Annotated in this window: 11 protein-coding genes; 5 read left to right on the top strand and 6 right to left on the bottom strand. The window is 40.1% G+C overall.

Features of this window, described 5'->3' with window-relative positions; translation table 11 throughout:
- Positions 1-3: 3 nt before the first annotated feature.
- Entirely contained in the window at positions 4-1,863 is a 1,860-nt protein-coding gene (locus ED557_14265; protein RNC79682.1) for a hypothetical protein, read from the bottom strand.
- Positions 1,860-2,474, bottom strand: coding sequence for a septum formation protein Maf (gene maf / locus ED557_14270; GenBank protein RNC79683.1), 615 nt, complete (start codon positions 2,472-2,474; stop codon positions 1,860-1,862). Before maf ends, ED557_14265 begins: the two co-directional genes overlap by 4 nt.
- Before the next feature lie 135 nt (positions 2,475-2,609).
- Between maf and ED557_14275 the strand changes: the two genes are divergently transcribed.
- From ED557_14275 to ED557_14295, 5 genes are all read left to right on the top strand, one after another.
- Positions 2,610-2,828: a DUF3098 domain-containing protein gene (locus ED557_14275; protein RNC79753.1), complete on the top strand. Its 219-nt coding sequence runs from the start codon at positions 2,610-2,612 to the stop codon at positions 2,826-2,828.
- Between the two features lie 3 nt (positions 2,829-2,831).
- Positions 2,832-3,659 carry a DUF92 domain-containing protein gene (locus ED557_14280; GenBank protein RNC79684.1) on the top strand — a complete coding sequence of 276 codons (828 nt, stop codon included), beginning with the start codon at positions 2,832-2,834 and terminating at the stop codon, positions 3,657-3,659.
- A gap of 38 nt (positions 3,660-3,697) precedes the next feature.
- Positions 3,698-4,999, top strand: a complete 1,302-nt coding sequence (locus ED557_14285) for a dicarboxylate/amino acid:cation symporter (protein ID RNC79685.1) — start codon at positions 3,698-3,700, stop codon at positions 4,997-4,999.
- A 74-nt stretch (positions 5,000-5,073) separates the two neighbouring features.
- The gene (locus ED557_14290) at positions 5,074-7,878 is read left to right on the top strand and encodes a T9SS C-terminal target domain-containing protein (protein RNC79686.1); all 2,805 of its coding nucleotides are present in this window, start codon (positions 5,074-5,076) and stop codon (positions 7,876-7,878) included.
- A gap of 31 nt (positions 7,879-7,909) precedes the next feature.
- Complete coding sequence (locus tag ED557_14295) at positions 7,910-8,728, top strand: aldo/keto reductase (GenBank protein ID RNC79687.1); 819 nt, start codon at positions 7,910-7,912, stop codon at positions 8,726-8,728.
- Here ED557_14295 and ED557_14300 read toward each other — a convergent pair.
- The 4 genes from ED557_14300 to ED557_14315 are packed head-to-tail and all read right to left on the bottom strand — an operon-like array spanning position 8,725 to position 16,926.
- On the bottom strand, positions 8,725-9,474 hold the full coding sequence (locus tag ED557_14300) for an acyl-[acyl-carrier-protein] thioesterase (GenBank protein RNC79688.1): 750 nt from the start codon (positions 9,472-9,474) through the stop codon (positions 8,725-8,727). The genes ED557_14295 and ED557_14300 overlap by 4 nt on opposite strands.
- Positions 9,475-9,513: 39 nt before the next feature.
- Positions 9,514-12,543 carry an efflux RND transporter permease subunit gene (locus ED557_14305; GenBank protein RNC79689.1) on the bottom strand — a complete coding sequence of 1,010 codons (3,030 nt, stop codon included), beginning with the start codon at positions 12,541-12,543 and terminating at the stop codon, positions 9,514-9,516.
- On the bottom strand, positions 12,540-15,836 hold the full coding sequence (locus ED557_14310; protein RNC79690.1) for an efflux RND transporter permease subunit: 3,297 nt from the start codon (positions 15,834-15,836) through the stop codon (positions 12,540-12,542). The genes ED557_14305 and ED557_14310 overlap by 4 nt, the downstream gene beginning before the upstream one ends.
- 19 nt (positions 15,837-15,855) lie before the next feature.
- Positions 15,856-16,926 carry an efflux RND transporter periplasmic adaptor subunit gene (locus ED557_14315; protein ID RNC79691.1) on the bottom strand — a complete coding sequence of 357 codons (1,071 nt, stop codon included), beginning with the start codon at positions 16,924-16,926 and terminating at the stop codon, positions 15,856-15,858.
- Between the last annotated feature and the right edge of the window lie 856 nt (positions 16,927-17,782).

Genomic DNA, 17,782 nt, shown 5'->3' on the forward strand with positions numbered 1-17,782 from the left:
GAATTATGAATTTGGTTTTGGTAGTGCTGCTAATCGTTCTCTGGTGAATGGAGCATAGAAACCCTGAGGGTATTCCAGGATCAATCTCTCATATACATCTACCAGCTTTCTTAGGGTAACTTCACTTTCTCCGTTTTCTGTATAAATCCCATCATAAAGCTTTCCAATTTGCCATAAAAATTCCTCTCTTTGAGAGACAGAAGGAGTTTTTTCAATAAACTCTGAGAGCTCTGATACATATTCTTCTGTTTTCATTTCTGGTATTTTGGATAACATTAAATAGGCATTATCAATAAATACTCCTGGAGCATCATTCTGAGCGATAGCCAATAATTGTTCTGAGGCTTCTTTCCTGTTCCCGGTGTAGAGGTTGAAATGAGCAGAAGCGAATTCTTGTAATGCCTCACCAGTGGTATCTGCCTTTATTCCTTCTTGTAACCAAAGCCGTAGTTCTAATGCATCATTAGCATAAAATGAGGTGTTTTGTCGACCTAATGATTTCAATTGAATTTGAGAGAATTCAAAATCACCTGCATAGAAATCGGTAAGAGCTAAAAAATAGCGGGTTTTCTCTGCGAGGTCACTAACATCTGTTTGCTTATTGGCACGGGTAAATGAAATCCTTGCAGAGGTAAATTCTTTGTCGGCAAGGAAAAGCCTGCCATCTAAATAATTGGATTCGGGAGTTTCTTCCGATCCGTTTAGGTCTTTTAATTGTTGTGTAGCAAGAGTTGCTAATTCTTTATTAAAAACGAAATCCAGGGCTATTTCAGCCTGTTTTAAGTACACCTGCTTAATACGGCTATAGGTTCTGGTTTCACTGGTAATTCCTTCTAACAAAGTAAGCGCCGTACTGAATAATGAATCTCTTTGATTAGAGAAGTCCAGACTATAGTCATCCAGATATTTTGCCCATAGAATGTAGGTATTTGCTTTTTCTTCGTTTGCTCTCCAGGAGATCTCCCCGGTTGTAGATTCAGAGTAATAATGAAATGCCCGTAGAGCCAGATCAAATTCATTATTCTCAGCTAATTGTGTTCCTACATTAAATAAGGTGAAGTTGTAGTTTGAAGTTCTTTCTTCAAACTCTCTTGCAGAAGCATAAGCTCTTCTAAAAAGTTTATTTTCAAGAAGAAGCCATATTTGTAGTTCAAAAAAGGGCTTATAAGCCTGATGATTGGCAGGTAGCTCCGAAAGTTGGTCTTCGATCTCAAGAACGGCTATATCAAACAGAAGAGGATCATTGTATCGATCTAACATTCGTTGTATGCCTGAAATCTGCTGAGGGTTAGTTTTTACAATATTAAGCCACTCCGCAATGGCTTCCTCATAGTTTCCGGCTTGCATATATGCACTTGGGATATCAGCAACAAAAAGTTGATCATTATTGAAGACCAGTCTTCCTCTTCTATATACCTCTATTGCTTTTAGATAGGCCCTTCTGTCCATCATAGCGTTTGCAGTATTCATATATAACTGCAGCTGGTTCGGATATCTTTGGAGATTGCTATTCCAAATATCAAAGGCTTTGGTTGTATCATCTTTAAGGAAGTACAGTTCCCCTAATAGCACATTGACTTGAGGTACATTAATCTGATCGCTGATATTATTTTCTGCAAGTTCAATGGCAGTGTCATATTGCTTCAACTGGATATGGCAATCGATTAATCGGTCAAAAAACAGAAACATATTTGGATCTTGCCTGTTAATACGCTCAAAAAAGGGAAGGGCTTCTTCATAGCGCTGCTGCTGATAGAGCCTGTTCGCTATCTGAAACTCAGCATTAATTTGTGCCACGCTATCTACAGGTGACAAAAAGAGTAAAGCAATAATAAAAGATACTACGGTTCGTGCCATATTCATTTAACAGGGGGAAATACCATTTGATCCAGAATATCTGGTATGAAATTCTTTATCTCCTTATAAAAACGATTTAAAGGGAATCCAACCACATTATAATAATCACCATCAATATGCTCTACAAATACAGATCCCCAATCATCCTGGATGCCATAGGCTCCAGCCTTATCCATTGGACTTCCAGTAGCAACATATGCAGCAATTTCTTCAGGACTCAACGTACTAAATCGCACTTTGGTTTCCTCAAAAAAGGAATAGCTTTTTTTTACAATACACTCTTCATCAGTTACTACAAAACTTACTCCAGTATAAACGGAATGAATTTGACCGCTTAATTCAGTGAGCATATTAATTGCTTCTGACTCTGAGCCGGGCTTTCCAAGTATTTGCTGGTTGTATACCACAATAGTATCAGCTCCGATTATTAATGAATGTTTCATGGTTTGAGATACATCCAAAGCTTTTTGTAAGGATAGGTCGGTAACTATTTGTTCTGGAATATCAGAAGTAATGACTTCTTCTTTATCGCTTGGCGATATTTCAAAAATCAAACCTAACTGGTTCAATAACTTCTTTCTTCGCGGGCTTTGGGAAGCCAGCACAATTTTTAGCATATATATGAATACTCAGGCTTTTGGAGTTTCTGATAATTAAATAACTTAACGGTTCGTTTCAAGCCTAAAAAACGTTAATGATTTTAAAAATTTAGCATGCCCAAAGGAAATACTCGAAAGTCAGACGATCACCCCATGTTTTTTTCAGCCTTTAATTATCGGCTGATTGGTATTGCCATACTTTTAATTGTAAGTGGTTTTGCTGCAATGTATATCGAAAATGAGATACATGGATTTATCTCATTATATGTTTCTCCGATTGTAATCATGGCTGGTTATGTAGTTGTTATTTATGCTATCATGAAGCATGATCGTACTGATAGTTCAGAAAAAGAAAAGGAAGTAGCCTCTTAATTAGTGCTGGACAGGCTAACAAATATCTTTTTCTTCTTTTCTCTCATTTTTTTATTTCTCCTGGTAGCAGATGCCCAGGATCATTTACGGATAGTAATAGCTATTGCCCTTTCAATACTATGCGCATACACAGCCTTTTTTGTTAATTGGCTAACATTAGATGGTATGATCGCCGCCATCCTCTTTGGAATTATTGCATTTGGACTCGCAGGATTGACAGGAGCAGTAATAGCTTTGGTATTCTTCGTTTCAAGTTCTTTACTATCTAAAGACATGATTAGTGAAGAATATATTTTAGATGAAAAGTTCCGCAGAAATGGGACACAGGTATGGTCGAATGGATTTTGGTTTGCGTTTTGGATCATGATTTGGTTTTTGAGTAAAGAAAAGATTTTTTTGGTAGCAGGAATAGCAAGTATGGCATCAGCAACAGCAGATACCTGGGCATCAGAAATAGGAACCCATCATACTAAAGGAAAAACATGGCTGATAAGTACTTTTGAAAAGGTGAAACCAGGTACTGATGGGGCAATAAGTGTATCAGGAACAATAGCTTCTTTGCTTGGTTCCTTAATTGTAGCACTGATTTTCTGGTTGATTGATGGGGAAGTATCTTTGTTTACTTCAGCTGTTATTGTTTTAGCGGGATTTATAGGAAGTTTGATTGATTCCTGGATTGGAGCCACCTGGCAAGGTGCTGAAATAAAAGAGTGGCTCACCAAGATTTTTGCAAAGCGGATTTCCTATGTTGACAATAATATGGTAAACTGGTTGGCCTCGGGAAGCGCCTCTGTAGTAGCTCTTTTCGCGGTTTTAATATTTGGACAATAGGTAGATCGTTACACGTTTAAGAATAAAACAAGATTTCTATGTGGTATAAAAAACTGCACTGGCAAATAATAATTGGCTTAATTCTCGGATTGATCTGGGGATTAGTATCCAGTGTTTTGGGCTTTAATTCATTCACCTCTGATTTTATAAAGCCTTTTGGAACAATATTCATCAATCTTTTAAAGCTAATTGCTGTCCCATTGGTTCTTGCCTCTCTAATAGCAGGGGTAACAAGCTTAAATGATACTACCAAATTGTCGCGTATGGGAGGAAAAACCGTAGTTATTTATTTAATGACCACTATTTGTGCTGTAACTATTGGTTTATTGGCTGTAAACATAATTCAACCTGGTACGAGTTTACCACAAGAAACTCAGCAAAGTCTCCAAGAAACTTACAGTAGTTCAATTGATGCACGAAGCGAATCTGCTCAGGAGATTATTAACAGAGGCCCACTAGACTTTATCGTTGATATGGTACCCGTTAACTTTTTCGCAGCCGCTTCCGATAATGCCCTTATGCTACAAGTAGTGTTTGTGGCTATTCTCCTTGGGATAGGGATTATTCAAATTGGAGGGGAGAAGGGGAAGTTCCTCATTACATTCTTTGAAAGCTTGAATGATGTGATCATCAAGATTGTCGATTTAATAATGAAAACGGCTCCATATGGTGTATTTGCACTTATGGCATCTCTTATCGTCGATCTGGCTGGGGATGACTTATCCAAGGCCCTTGAACTACTTGGGGCGCTAGGGTGGTATTGCTTAACCGTACTCATTGCGCTCATTATACATGTACTATTGGTGTATTCCAGTATGTTCAAAGTCTTTAGCAAGCACATGAAACTGTCCGGGTTCTTCAAAGCAATTCGCCCAGCAATGTTGCTTGGCTTTAGTACAAGCTCAAGTTCAGCCACACTTCCTGTTACTATGGAAAGGGTGGAAAAGCATTTAGGAGTAGATGAGGAAGTTTCCAGCTTTGTATTACCTGTAGGAGCTACTATTAATATGGATGGAACTAGTTTATACCAGGCAGTAGCAGCTGTTTTTATTGCACAAGCACTGGGAATGGACTTAACAATAGGTCAACAGTTGATGATTGTACTTACAGCAACTGCGGCTTCGGTTGGGGCAGCAGGAGTACCTGGTGCAGGAATTGTGATGTTGGTTGTTGTACTGGAAGCTATTCAGGTACCAACAGCAGGAATTGCCCTTATCCTTGGGGTAGATCGTATCCTTGATATGTGCCGTACCACCGTTAATATTACTGGAGATGCCGCAGTTGCACTTACGGTAGCTTCAACGGAGGATAAACTACACGAACCAGCTCTCGAAGAATAAATTTGAGAAATGCTAAAGTTTAACGTGCCATTGTAGAATTAAAGTGGTTAATTAGAGCGTCGTTCAAATGCTAAATGCCTATGGTTCAAGAGCTACTGATAAGATATAAGCATACAATTCTGCCTCTTATTTTTATCCTGTCGTTTCTAAGCTTTAGTGACAGTGTGTCTGCGCAATCTGTATTGCTGCCAGGAGATGTGGTTGTGGTTTCAGTAAATTCAACCGATAATTCCTTTGATTTTATTCCACTTGTTGATCTTGAAGAGGGGAGCACAATATGGTTTTCTAATGGAGTTTGGAATGCCGAGGAACTCGTAATAAACAACGGGCAGGAAATAGAGGTAAAAATTACGGCTCCGGTTGAAGCGGGTACTAACATTCATGTAAACAGTATAGAAGATCATAGAGTGAATGTGGACGGAAAGCTTGAGTTTTTTGGAAATGGTGACCGAATATTTGCATTCCAGAAGGATAATGGCACAACCAGAGTAATTTATGGAATAGGCTGGGGGAGTAACGAGATATGGAACCCCCGAAATGAGCTTGGGTCGGAGATACCTGCAAGTATTTCTAAAGAAAGCTACACATTACTTCAACTCGGAGGCCGTGATAACTATCAGTATTACTTAAGGAACGGAGCCAGCGGCACTCCAAAAATGCTTGCTTCCTTCGTCTCCGATCCAGCAAAGTGGAAAGGAAGAGATAAAGTCAGTTTTAATACAATGAGAACTGCATTTAGAATCCTTATTCCTCCGGTAGTACTGTTTGATGAAAGCATCTCCACTACAAAAGAAAGCGAATCTATATTCTTGAATGTTGCAATCTATGAGCATGATGGTTCCAGATTAACTGTAGATGCTGTATTCAACCCTTTTTATAGCTCTGCAGATACAAACGATACAGAGAAGTTCCAAAAGTATACATTCAACTTTACGGGGTTAATCGGTGATGCAGTATATGCAGTAGAAATACCTACTACTGATGATAGTGGATACGAGAGTACAGAAAATGCTTTTTTCGAATTACAAAATCTCTCTAAAGGAGAATTAGGGGATTTTGTTACTCACGCTGCTTTTATAAATGATAATGAAATACCTGATGTAGATATCAGTCGGGTATTTTATTCAGGAAAATCGGAATCGGACTATATAGAGATTCGAAATAATGAGCGCATCGACGTTGATTTATCTGGCTGGAAAATTGAGAGCCGGGGCGAGTTATTCGAGTTTCCATATGGTACCTTCCTTCCGGCACTACAATCGTTAAAAGTCCATCATCCTGATGCCGAATTTGGATCGCATATTGCAAAAAGATGGCTTAGAAGAGGATCGGGCAATGTTGAACTCAAAACAAGCTACCAAGATAAAGTAACAGAGCAGGAATACAGGCTTATAGAAAGTGAGACTAATCGGTCAGAAATTGAGAATGTCAGCTCAAACCAGATTATCTCTGCAAATGTCAATCAGGTAGATGGAATTGTACAGCTTAGTGCTAATGAAATAAGCAAAGAGGAGACACCGGAACCTGGCTGGTATGTAATCAATGGAAGCGAGTTAAAGCCAGAATGGAATTTAAGTGAAGTCTTTAGTTGGGAAGAATCTGAAGCATCTTTTTTAGCCGTTACGGAATTATCAGTCACAGATCTTGAGGCAAAAGAATTACTAAAGTATTTCTCGCTCGAAGAATTAATGGAAATTGAGGCAACTGAAGATTCATTGGATATTCCAGAAATAGCAGATGAGACGCTTAATTCCACACTGACTTTTAAAATCTCCGGAACCGATATTGACGAGAATGGCGTGCTTGGAGTGAGCGAAGGGTTTAATATGTTGAAGAATACTTCATATCAACCTATTTGGGTGAAAGATATCTTTGACGCTGTTGAAGAAACATTCTCTGCAAATCTTATAAATCCCAATATATATGTATGGGAAAAAGTTGGTTGGGCTAATTCTAAGGTTCTAACTGATTATGATATGATTCCTCCCGGAGCTGTTTTTTGGATTAAAGCCGATTCTGTTTTTTCTGAGGAATTGCTTGAAGTGACTCTATCAGATTCACTCACAATAGATAAAGGTGTCGGGATTTTAGACGAAGAGAAGATGTTTTTGAGGTTGCAGCTTGCTACCGAAAGTACTTCGAATAGTGTTGAGCTTAGATTCTCAGAAGAAGAATCTGATATCATAGACATTATTGCTCCTGAGTTTGAACCAGGCTTAGCTATTAACGAACCCGAAGCACTTTTTATGGGTCTGGGAAAAAGTGGTGTATGGAATAGAATGGTAGGTGTAAGCACTTTAAATGAAGATCAAAAAGTGGTGATTCCTATTCGTTTTGAGAGCGAAGAGTCTGGTATTTTTGGTTTTTCAATCAAATCATGGGAAGGAGTACCTTCTGATTGGACGATTAAATTGTTGGATGAGCAGACACAAAAAGAACATATTTTAGGTACAGGGTGGTCATTTGATTTTGAACGGCTTTCGGAGCAAAGAAATAATGATGATGAAGCTGAGAATGATATCATTACTAAAGAACTTGAAGAGGAAGTTTTTGAAGCACGATTTAAACTAGTTCTGTTGCCCCCTGGAGTTGAGGAAACAGAAAGCTTTATCCCTGAAGATATTTCCCTGCATCAGAACTATCCGAATCCCTTCAATCCCAAAACTATTATCTCTTTTACACTTCCTGAATCGATGCCTGTTAAACTTTCTGTATTTAACGTGGTAGGACAGCCCGTGGCAGTTCTTACTGAAGGAACTTTGTCTGAAGGAGATCATGAATATGAATGGGATGCTACCGGATTACCGAGTGGGATGTATATCTATCAGTTAGAAGTCGGAACGAAGGTTATGACCCGAAAAATGACACTTGTAAAGTAAAACCCAAAAAAAGAGAAAGAAGAAAACAAACATGCAGTTTAAAACCGTTCAAGGGGTGGACGTTCCGGAAGTTGGGTTAGGAACTTTCGGGCTCGTAGGAAAGAAAGCAGAACAAGTAGTTAAAATGGGATTGAGTATCGGTTATCGACATATTGATACCGCCCAGGTATATAAAAATGAACAAGAAGTCGGCAGCGCACTCAGGCAAGCGCATATCGATAGAGAAGAGTTATTCATTACAACCAAAATTGATCGAGATTATCTGGAAGCAGATAAACTCTTAAAATCTGCGGAACAGTCTTTGTTGGATTTAAACCTCGATTATGTGGATTTACTGCTCATCCATTGGCCAAATCCGGACTATGATTTGGAGAAAACGGTAGAAGCAATGCTTGCTTTAAAAGAGCAGGGTAAAGCCCTTCAGATAGGGGTTAGTAATTTTCCGATGAGTTTGCTTAAAGAGGTAAACGAAGAGCTTTCTATGCCAGTATTCTGTAATCAGGTTGAATATCATCCACTTCTGGGACAATTTGATTTACTCGATTATGCAGCTGAGCATGATCTTCTGGTTACTGCCTACAGTCCATTAGGGCAAGGTAAAATGCTTGATAATCCTCTTTTGAGAGAGCTTGGCGAAAAGTATGGTAAATCTTCTGCTCAAATTGCATTAAGATGGTTAATAGAACAGGAGCAGGTTGTTGTTATTCCAAAGGCATCGTCAAAGGATCACCTTGAACAAAATTTGGATGTCTATGATTTTGTACTGGACGATGAAGACTTTTACGCAATTGACGATCTGGATAAAACTTTCAGAATCATAAATCCTGGTTTCGCACCAGAATGGGATTAAGCTGTTCGATAGCTGATTTCAGCAATTGCTAGGGTATGGCTTTCGTTTTTTGTGAGTTCTATCATAATTGGGAGTTCGTTTTCAATCTTTGTGTAAACCTGGATCGTATCTCCTAACACCCCTTCATTCATATAGATAATATCAAATCGGTGAACATCTGTGAGTTTATCCTCAGGAATACATTCCAACATCCAGGTGATATAATTCACATTGTTAACATGGTTATTCATGTCTAAATCGGAACGCCTGACCTTAAACTCATCGATAACAGTTCGTTCTTCAAGGGGTCGAAACCGGTTAGATTTCAACTCCAGGCTATGTTCTCTATCAACAAACCGGGTATCTAAGACGGTTTGAGGAAGCCTCATTGGTTTTCGATTTACTAAATCGATCATTAGCCAATAACTCAAGCAGCATCCCAGCTTCTTCCCATTTTTATCTATGATTTGGTAATTACGAAGCGCGCGAAAGGAGTCACCAGAGGCAGGCCAGGTTTCCAAAGTAATTTCGTCTCGCCAATTTGGATATTCATCAATTTTAATATCCATCCGGTAAAGGACCCAGGTAGATTTTGTTTTATGAAGGTCCGTAATGTCGAAATTTAGATCACGAGCATTATTGCCTGCTACTTCCTGAAAGAAGTTACCAATTGCCGAGAGGGTTATTTTTCCGGAGGCGTCTATTTCATTTGCCCGGATAACGAAGTTTTCCTGGTGGAAGGTGTATTTGTCTGCCATAGCTAGCAAACATAAAAAAACCCCTCAAAACTTGAGGGGTTTAATTTTTTAAGATCTGATTTTAGACATCAGTCCAATTCTTCCTGCCCATATCTTTAAATCATCAAGGATGATATAAAGGGAAGGGAGAACGACTAGCGTAACTACTGTTGAGAAGGTAAGTCCACCAATAATAGCACGCGCCATAGGAAAGTAAGGAGGGCCATCGCCACCGATTTGAGTATTTCCAATTGCAAGCGGTATTAATCCAAGTACGGTAGTACCTGCAGTCATCAAGATTGGACGCATTCGGTCCTTTCCTCCTTGTATCACAGCTTCTCTTCTGCTTAATCCTTCGCTACGCAAATGCAGTATGTGATCAATAAGTACAATCCCGTTATTCACCACAATACCCATTAATACAAGTATCCCGATTAGTGACATGAAGTCGAAGGTGGTACCGGTAATAAAGAAGAACCAGAAAATTCCAACTACTCCATAAATAATACAGGAGAGAATACCTGCCGGATAAATCAATGATTCAAATAATGCAGCCATAACCAGATAAATCAGGAATAGAGCGATCATCATATTGAAGAGCATTACATTCATTGCTTCAGAGTCGTTATCGAAGCTACGGCCATAACTCCACCGATAACCTACAGGATATACAATTTGCTCCATTACCTGGGCAATTTGGGTTCTGGCCTGATCCATAGGTAAACCATCAAGGTTTACATTAATACCGAGAGATGTTTTTCTGTTTTCGCGGAAAATACGTCCCGGACCTTGCGTTTGCTCATAGTCAGCAAGTGATGCAAGTTTAATAGTTTGATCTGGTCCAATAGCAATGGGAAGTTCCATCAAGTCATCAATAGATTGGCGATCAGAATTTTGAAGTGCTAATACAACATCGATCTCAGACTGAGGTCCCCGAATTCTACGAAGAGTTTGACCTCGAACAGAACTGGAAATCATTTGAGCTACCTGGGTAGATGTAAGCCCAAAGTTACGGGCTCGTTCATGATCAATACTTAACCGCACTTCCTCTCTTCCGATTTCAGCTTCTGACTTAACATCAGAAAGTCCTTCGATTTGACTTAATCTCCATTCAACCTGCTCAGCGAGTTCTTTAAGTACATCCATTGATTCGCCTTGAACAAATACGCGAACAGCTTCCGTATTGTTCCTGCTTCTAAATTCAAAAGCAGGCTCACCAATCAACACAACAGGGAGGTTTTCTTCGATTTCTTTTTTGATAAGCTCGACCGATTTTTCAGCAACTTCTTCTCCGGTAAGGATAATCGTAGAATTGGCAAAATCGGGTTGATAGTAAGTATATACCGATTCAATTTCGAATTTCTCCTGATTGTCGTATAGGTATTGCTCTACTTTATCCACGGCTTCTTTAACCCTTTCCAGGGTATAAGAACTGTTCAAATTGTAACGCAATCCAATTTCTCGTTGTTCAACGCGAGGAAACATGTCCGTTTGCATGAAATTGGCAGGTATGGCGATACTAAACAGAAGCAAGAGGATACTAATCGAAGATACCCAACGTCTGTCAACAAACCATCCCAGGAAGGCGGCATACTTAACAGAAAACTTATCAATAATGGTTTTTTTCTGCTCTTCCGGTGCCTTCAGTTTAGAAGTAAGCAAAGGGATTACTGTAAGAGAGATGAGAAGAGACGCAACCAATGAGATGATAATTGGCATCCCGATATAGTACATATAAGGCTTTACAAAGCTCTCATTTACGATGTTTGGCAGGAATACTACCACAGATGTTAATGTACCTGCTGTAACAGCGATACCTACTTCTCTGGCTCCAAAAATCGCCGCTTTTGAAGCGCTCTTACCTTTTCGTTGATGCCTATGAATATTCTCCGTTACTACTACTGCATTATCAACTAGCATACCTACGGCTAACATCAATCCCATCATAGAAAGGATGTTCAAGGAGATATCAAGGAAGAAAAAGAATCCTAGCGTTACAATTAAGGAGAATGGTACCGCAGTGGCAACAATCATCGTAGTACCAAATTGACGAAGGAAGAAGAAGAGCATAACTACAGAAAGACCAGCACCAAGAATACCAGAGTTTAGTAGCTCGCGGAGGGATTGCAAGATTCCATCCGCCTGGTTATTCATTTCATAAATGTTAATTCCTTGCATTTCAGGAAGCTCATTTATCTCTTCGATCTCTTCCAGTACAGCCTCCACAACAGCCACTGTGTTTGCTGTTGATTCTTTCACGATATCCAGGCCAATGGCATATTTCATGTCGAGGTGCCGAGCGTAATCTCTAACAGGCTCAACATATTTGACTGTGGCTATATCTTTCACACGAAGATTGTTTTCTCCAATAATGAGATCCTCGATGTCATCTACGCCTCTGAGTTCTCCCATTGGACGGACATTGTACCGAAGGCCATTATCTGTGATTTTACCCGCAGAAGCTGAGAAATTAGCTTGTCTTAGCGTGGCAGTGAGAGCATTTAGATCTACGTTATAACTTAAAATCCGATCGGTCATTAATTCGATTCGGATTTCTTTTTTCTCAACACCATATAAGGTTACCTGCCCAACTCCTTCAATTCTTTCGATACGTTGAGCTAAGTTCCGGTTAAGAAGATCATAGGCATCGGATAGGTCACGTTCACTGGAAATTCGAAGTTGAAGCGTATTACCACCGCCATCCTGGAATTTGAAAATGTTATAGTATTCAAAATCATCCGGTAGCTGACCTCGGACACTCTCGATCTTTTCTTTGATCTCGATGGCCTTCAAATTTATATCAGCGCCTTGTTTGAACTGTACTACAATGCCGCCATTATTTTCACCAGCATTTGAATTCATCCGTTCCAGGCCGCTAATAGTAGCCAACGCTTCTTCCATAGGGCGAATAACTTGCTCTTCAATTTCCTCAGGTGAAGCATTGGGGTAGGGGACCTGAACGAAAGCTCCTGGAAAACTAATGTCCGGGAAATATTCGAGTGGTACTAGTCGTGTAGCAATGATACCAACCACCACGAGGCTTACAAAAACCATCATGGTGGTAACAGGGCGTTTTATGGATAGCTCGGTAAAGCTCATGATTCTGCCTCAACTGTTTCAGTTTCTACATCATATCGCTTGTGATCCATAATGGAATACATTACTGGAATAACAACAAGGGTCAACAGGGTAGAGACAAGTAATCCACCGATTACAGTGATACCCATTGGAGCTCTTAACTCAGCGCCATCCCCAAATCCAATAGCCAAAGGTAAAAGACCAAGAGTGGTGGTTAAGGTGGTCATTAGAATTGGACGAAGCCTTGATTTAGCTCCTTCAATAATTGCATCATATTTTTCCATTCCACGCTCTCTTAATTGATTGATAAGGTCAATCAATACAATGGCGTTGTTCACTACAATTCCCGCAAGAAGTATCAATCCGATAAATACCACAACACTTATGGTTGTTCCAGTAACAAACAAGGCCAGTATAGCTCCTACCAGTGCCAGGGGTATAGTAAACAGGATGATAAAGGGGTGTAGTAAGGATTCGAACTGTGAAGCCATTACCAGATATACAAGGAAAATAGCTAGTGAAAGAGCGAATAGAAGTGAACGGAAAGAGTCAGACATTTCTTCGTTCTGACCAGCTACCCTAGCGAAAATTCCTGTAGGTTTAGCTGTTTCGTTAATAATAGTCTGTACTTCTTCCGCAGCTTCACCAAGATCACCGTAATTCAGGTTTGCAGAAATAACTGCTACTCGTTGCTGAGAAGCTCGGCGTATTTCTCCTGGTCCATTAGCAATGCGAACATTTGCTATTGCACTAAGAGGAATAGGACGCTCACTTCCAGGGTTTACAATGATTTGCTGGATTTCTTCTGCTGAAGACCGATCTTGTTCACGTGCACGAACTAATACATCAATTTTACGGTCTCTCCAGGAATATCGGGTAGCAACATCACCTCGTACGTTGCTTACAACCCGATCAGCTACTTCATGAACCTGTAGACCTAATGCTGCAGCACGATCACGATCGAAAAGAATTTGAATTTCAGGACTTCCGATCTCCATGGAGTTTTTAACATCAGCAAAACGCCCGTTAGCTTCCATTTGGCGGGTAATCTCATCACTAACTTTTTTTAGATTTTCGAGATCAAACCCACTCACCTCAACTTCAACAGGGGTGGAGAAAGTAAATAATGAAGGCCTAGCGAATTTGTACTGGAGTCCGGGAACCTGGGCTAATGACTGGCGCATAGAGCTCATAGTTCGTTCCTCATCAGAAGCAGATGCTCTGGAAGCTAACATAACATTAAGCTCGCCCCAATTCTCACCACCTTCGTCTGGATTTGCATCAATTCTGTTACCAGTTCCTGCTACAGCAAAGGTAGAACGTACTCCTGAACGGTTTCTGGTTACATCTTGAACGGCTCGTAATGCTTCATCGGTTTCTTCGATGGGGGTTCCCGGAGGTAATTTAAATTCTACCGAGAATTCACCCTGAGACATTTGTGGAATCAACTCGATTCCTATTTTTGGAACCAGGGCAATAGCACCGACAAAAGAACCAATAGCGATAAGGATTACCAGGAATCGAGCTTTCATTGCTCCAAGAAGTAAGCCATGGTACGCTTTTTCTATTCCGCCATAAGCTTTATCAAATAAGAAAAGTGGAATGGCAAAAAGCTTTGAGAATACCCATGCAACACCAGCAATTATATATCGCAAGATCTTGGTGATAAATGCAGGAATGGTGTAGAAGAAGAATAAGCGTATGGCTCTAAGCACTCTTCCAAATCCTGTCCGTGGTTCTTTTAAGGTAAGAGGAGCATGCTCTTTCTTTTGTGAACTAAGAGAAGACATCATCGGAATCAAAGTAACTGCTACTACAAGTGAAGCAAGAAGTGAGAAGGTTACTGTTAACGCCTGGTCACGGAAAAGCTGCCCCGCAATTCCATCAACAAATACAAGCGGAAAGAATACAGCAACCGTTGTAAGGGTAGAGGCGATAACTGCCGTGCCTACTTCACCTGCTCCATCCTGAGCAGCTTTGAGGACACTTTTGCCCATGCTCCGGTGTCGTGCAATATTCTCCAGTACCACAATGGAGTTATCTACCAACATTCCAATCCCAAGGGCAATACCACCTAAACTCATAATGTTTAGAGTAATATCATTGCCATACATCAGGTTAAAGGTTGCGATGATCGATACCGGAATTGAGATAGATATAATTACCGTACTCCAGAAATCCCTCAAAAAGAAAAAGAGAACTAATACGGCAAGAATACCACCGATAATACCTGCGTTTCGAACTTCACTTACCGCAGAAGCAATAAAAATGGATTGGTCATATACTTTTTCAAGTTTCATTCCGTCGGGTAGCATTTCTTGAATTCTACCCATTCTCTGGTCTACTAATTCGGCAACAGCTACGGTATTTCCATCTCCTTCTTTATAGATGGCTACCTCTACTGCTTCCATTCCATTTAAGCGAGTGATGGCCTCACGTTCTTTATAGGCCTGGGTTACATCAGCTACATCTTTCAGGTAGATCGTGTTGTCATTTGCAGTGGAGACAATCACATTTCGAATCTGTTCGATGCTTTGGAATTCGTTAAGCGTTCTAACCAGGTATTGCTGTGTACCTTCCTCAAGGCGACCACCAGAAAGATTGATATTCTCCGCACCAAGGACTGAACTCACTGTTTCGATTGGGATATTAAGATAGGATAGACGTTGCTGGTCGATATTAACCTGTATTTCTTCCTCAAGCCCCCCACTAATTTTTACAGAAGCTACACCGACTGTGGATTCAAGGCTCTTCTTTAAAAGCTCTTCTCCAATAATCCGAAGCTGTTTTAATTCAGTAATTGCATCAGGGTTATTGATATCCTGATAGGATGCAAAATCTACGGAAGCACCTTCTTCTGATGAGGTTTCAGCTTCAGTTTCATCAAAGTAAAGGGCGTAACGCATTACAGGATCCAGCGAAGGGTCAAAGCGTAAAGTGACCGGTTTACTTGCCTGAAGCGGAAGCTGAATAGCATCAAGCTTACTTATCACATCCAGGTTAGCGAAATCCATTTCAGTACCCCACACGAACTCCAATACAACATCAGATTGTCCGGTTCTGGATACAGAACGAACCTTTTTAACTCCCTTAACCACACCTACTGCTTCTTCAATAGGTTTGGTAATCAGGTTTTCAATTTCGATAGGTGCAGCACCTTCAAATTCGGTGCGAATTGTTAATGTAGGATAGCTAAGATCAGGCAGAAGATTGACATTCAGTCTACCTAATGAAACCACCCCAAACAAAAGGATTGCAACCGTGAACATACTAATGGTTACTTTCCTTTTGATGGAAAAATCAATCAGTTTCATAGTATATGCCCCTTAAGAATTAAAGTCGGATGATATTTACGCGGGTGCTGTCAGTTAAGCTTCCCTGTCCGGTAGTTACTACCATTTCGCCGTCATCCAATCCTGCTACTACTTCGATTGTAGAACCATTTACATAGCCTGTTTGAATAATTTTTCGGAAGGCAAGGGAATCTTTGATTACAAACACAGACTGGATTTCATCTTCAGACATGATCGCTGCTTTAGGAATCATCTTGGTATTCATCCGTGTATCGTATACGATCTTTACACGACCGAACATGCCTGGTCTAAGCATATCCTGATTATCATCCAGATAAACAGTTACTTTAAAAGTACCCGTTTGAGGGTCGATGATAGGACTAATTCTTTCTACTCGACCTGTAAATAGCTGTCCTGGAATAGCATCAGCGATCATCTCAGCTCTTTGTCCCGCCTTTATTTTAGCGCGTTCATGTTCAGGGATAAACAAATTAGCCTGAATAGGATCAAAATCAGTTACACGGAATGCCTGCTGATCGGTACCAATCATATTGCCAACTTTTATAAATCGCTCTGAGATAACACCATTAATTGGGCTTTTTATATTAGTGTGTTCGTAATTTAGCTCGGCAAGATCGTAAGCTGCTTTTTGTGATTCATATTCGTAACGGGAGTTTTCATAAATTTCCGCAGCAAGTAAATCTCTGTCGAACAATTCCTTGTTTCGTTGGTAATCATTGTAGAGTCGATCCAGGGTAGCTTTAGCTCTTTCACTTTCAATCCTGTATTGATCATCTTCGATCTTAGCAATGACTTGACCAGCTCTTACATAGTCACCCTCCTCGACCATAAGCTCTTGTACAAGTCCTCTTACTTTTGCTACGATAGTGGCTTCTTCCACAGCTTCGAGAGTAGCGGTATTGGAGTAGTAAGCTGAAATATCTCCTCTTGTAACATCATTTACTTCCACTGGGATAGCCAGAGTGGAATCGGCATCATTCTCATTATTATTGTTATTGTTGTTTTGATCGCCTCCGTTGCTGCATGCCTGAAGAGTAAATATGGTAACAGCAGAAGCTACTAAGAAGTGTCCGAAGCGTTTTGTTTTCATTCCGAAAAAATAATTGATTTGAGTTGAACGGAGCCCGTTACGACCTCATTTTCACATTGTTTCGGAATGAGAAGTTAAAATTTTTGATCTTTCTTTTGACGGATAATACATCTAGGTCATCTTTATAGGTGTCAGGCCTGCCTTCTGGAGAAACATATGGTAAACAGGCCTATCCTCTGTACGAGACTTCGGAAGGCAGGCAATCTCCGGGATATAGAACAGCAGAAAGTAAACCAGGTTTGCCCGTGATACCAGAGAGCCTATGCATCGGATTAGCCACAAATACACGAAACCACTAATTTTTTGTGTATTAGAGTTTTTGTGGTTGGCAAAAAATACCTGCCACCTTAAAACCATCCTCTGACGGAGGGGATACAGCCCCAGAGATCTTTTCCTCGTTACGAATGTCCACATTCGGAATGCGGAGCGGGAAGCTCTGGCTTCCAGTGGTTGTGGCGATGCTGCTAAAAGTAGTTAAGAAGAAATTTCGGATTGGGTACATTCGATCTTTGAATACATGGTATGAAGCTCAAGTTTGTACCTAATAGTCAAATATATGCGCAAGAATGAAAAATTCTTGTAGCTACTTTTAGTCTACTCACCCTCAACTGAGAATCAACATTCAGCATTTTTAACATCATGAAGACCAATAATTTACCATTATGACAATCATTACAATTAGGTTGTATCTATCTCTTGTAATACACATCTTAATGATGCGACAAGGGTTAGAGAACAAACATAGTGTAAAAGGAGTCACTACACATTCGCAGTTCTAACTACAAGGATAGGTACAAGCAGGAAAATCAGTCAAGCTTTTGTGTACCTATTCATGGATAGATTAGGCTATCCGTCA

It is taken from the genome of Balneola sp., from assembly GCA_003712055.1.
Classification (GTDB): Bacteria; Bacteroidota; Rhodothermia; order Balneolales; family Balneolaceae; genus RHLJ01.

What these genes read in the sequence shown, in the direction of transcription:
- ED557_14295 (RNC79687.1), top strand. Translation starts at nt 7,910, where the DNA reads ATGCAGTTTAAAACCGTTCAAGGGGTGGACGTTCCGGAAGTTGGGTTA.
- maf (RNC79683.1), bottom strand. Translation starts at nt 2,474, where the DNA reads ATGCTAAAAATTGTGCTGGCTTCCCAAAGCCCGCGAAGAAAGAAGTTA.
- ED557_14275 (RNC79753.1), top strand. Translation starts at nt 2,610, where the DNA reads ATGTTTTTTTCAGCCTTTAATTATCGGCTGATTGGTATTGCCATACTT.
- ED557_14310 (RNC79690.1), bottom strand. Translation starts at nt 15,836, where the DNA reads ATGAAACTGATTGATTTTTCCATCAAAAGGAAAGTAACCATTAGTATG.
- ED557_14315 (RNC79691.1), bottom strand. Translation starts at nt 16,926, where the DNA reads ATGAAAACAAAACGCTTCGGACACTTCTTAGTAGCTTCTGCTGTTACC.
- ED557_14290 (RNC79686.1), top strand. Translation starts at nt 5,074, where the DNA reads ATGCCTATGGTTCAAGAGCTACTGATAAGATATAAGCATACAATTCTG.
- ED557_14305 (RNC79689.1), bottom strand. Translation starts at nt 12,543, where the DNA reads ATGAGCTTTACCGAGCTATCCATAAAACGCCCTGTTACCACCATGATG.
- ED557_14265 (RNC79682.1), bottom strand. Translation starts at nt 1,863, where the DNA reads ATGAATATGGCACGAACCGTAGTATCTTTTATTATTGCTTTACTCTTT.
- ED557_14285 (RNC79685.1), top strand. Translation starts at nt 3,698, where the DNA reads ATGTGGTATAAAAAACTGCACTGGCAAATAATAATTGGCTTAATTCTC.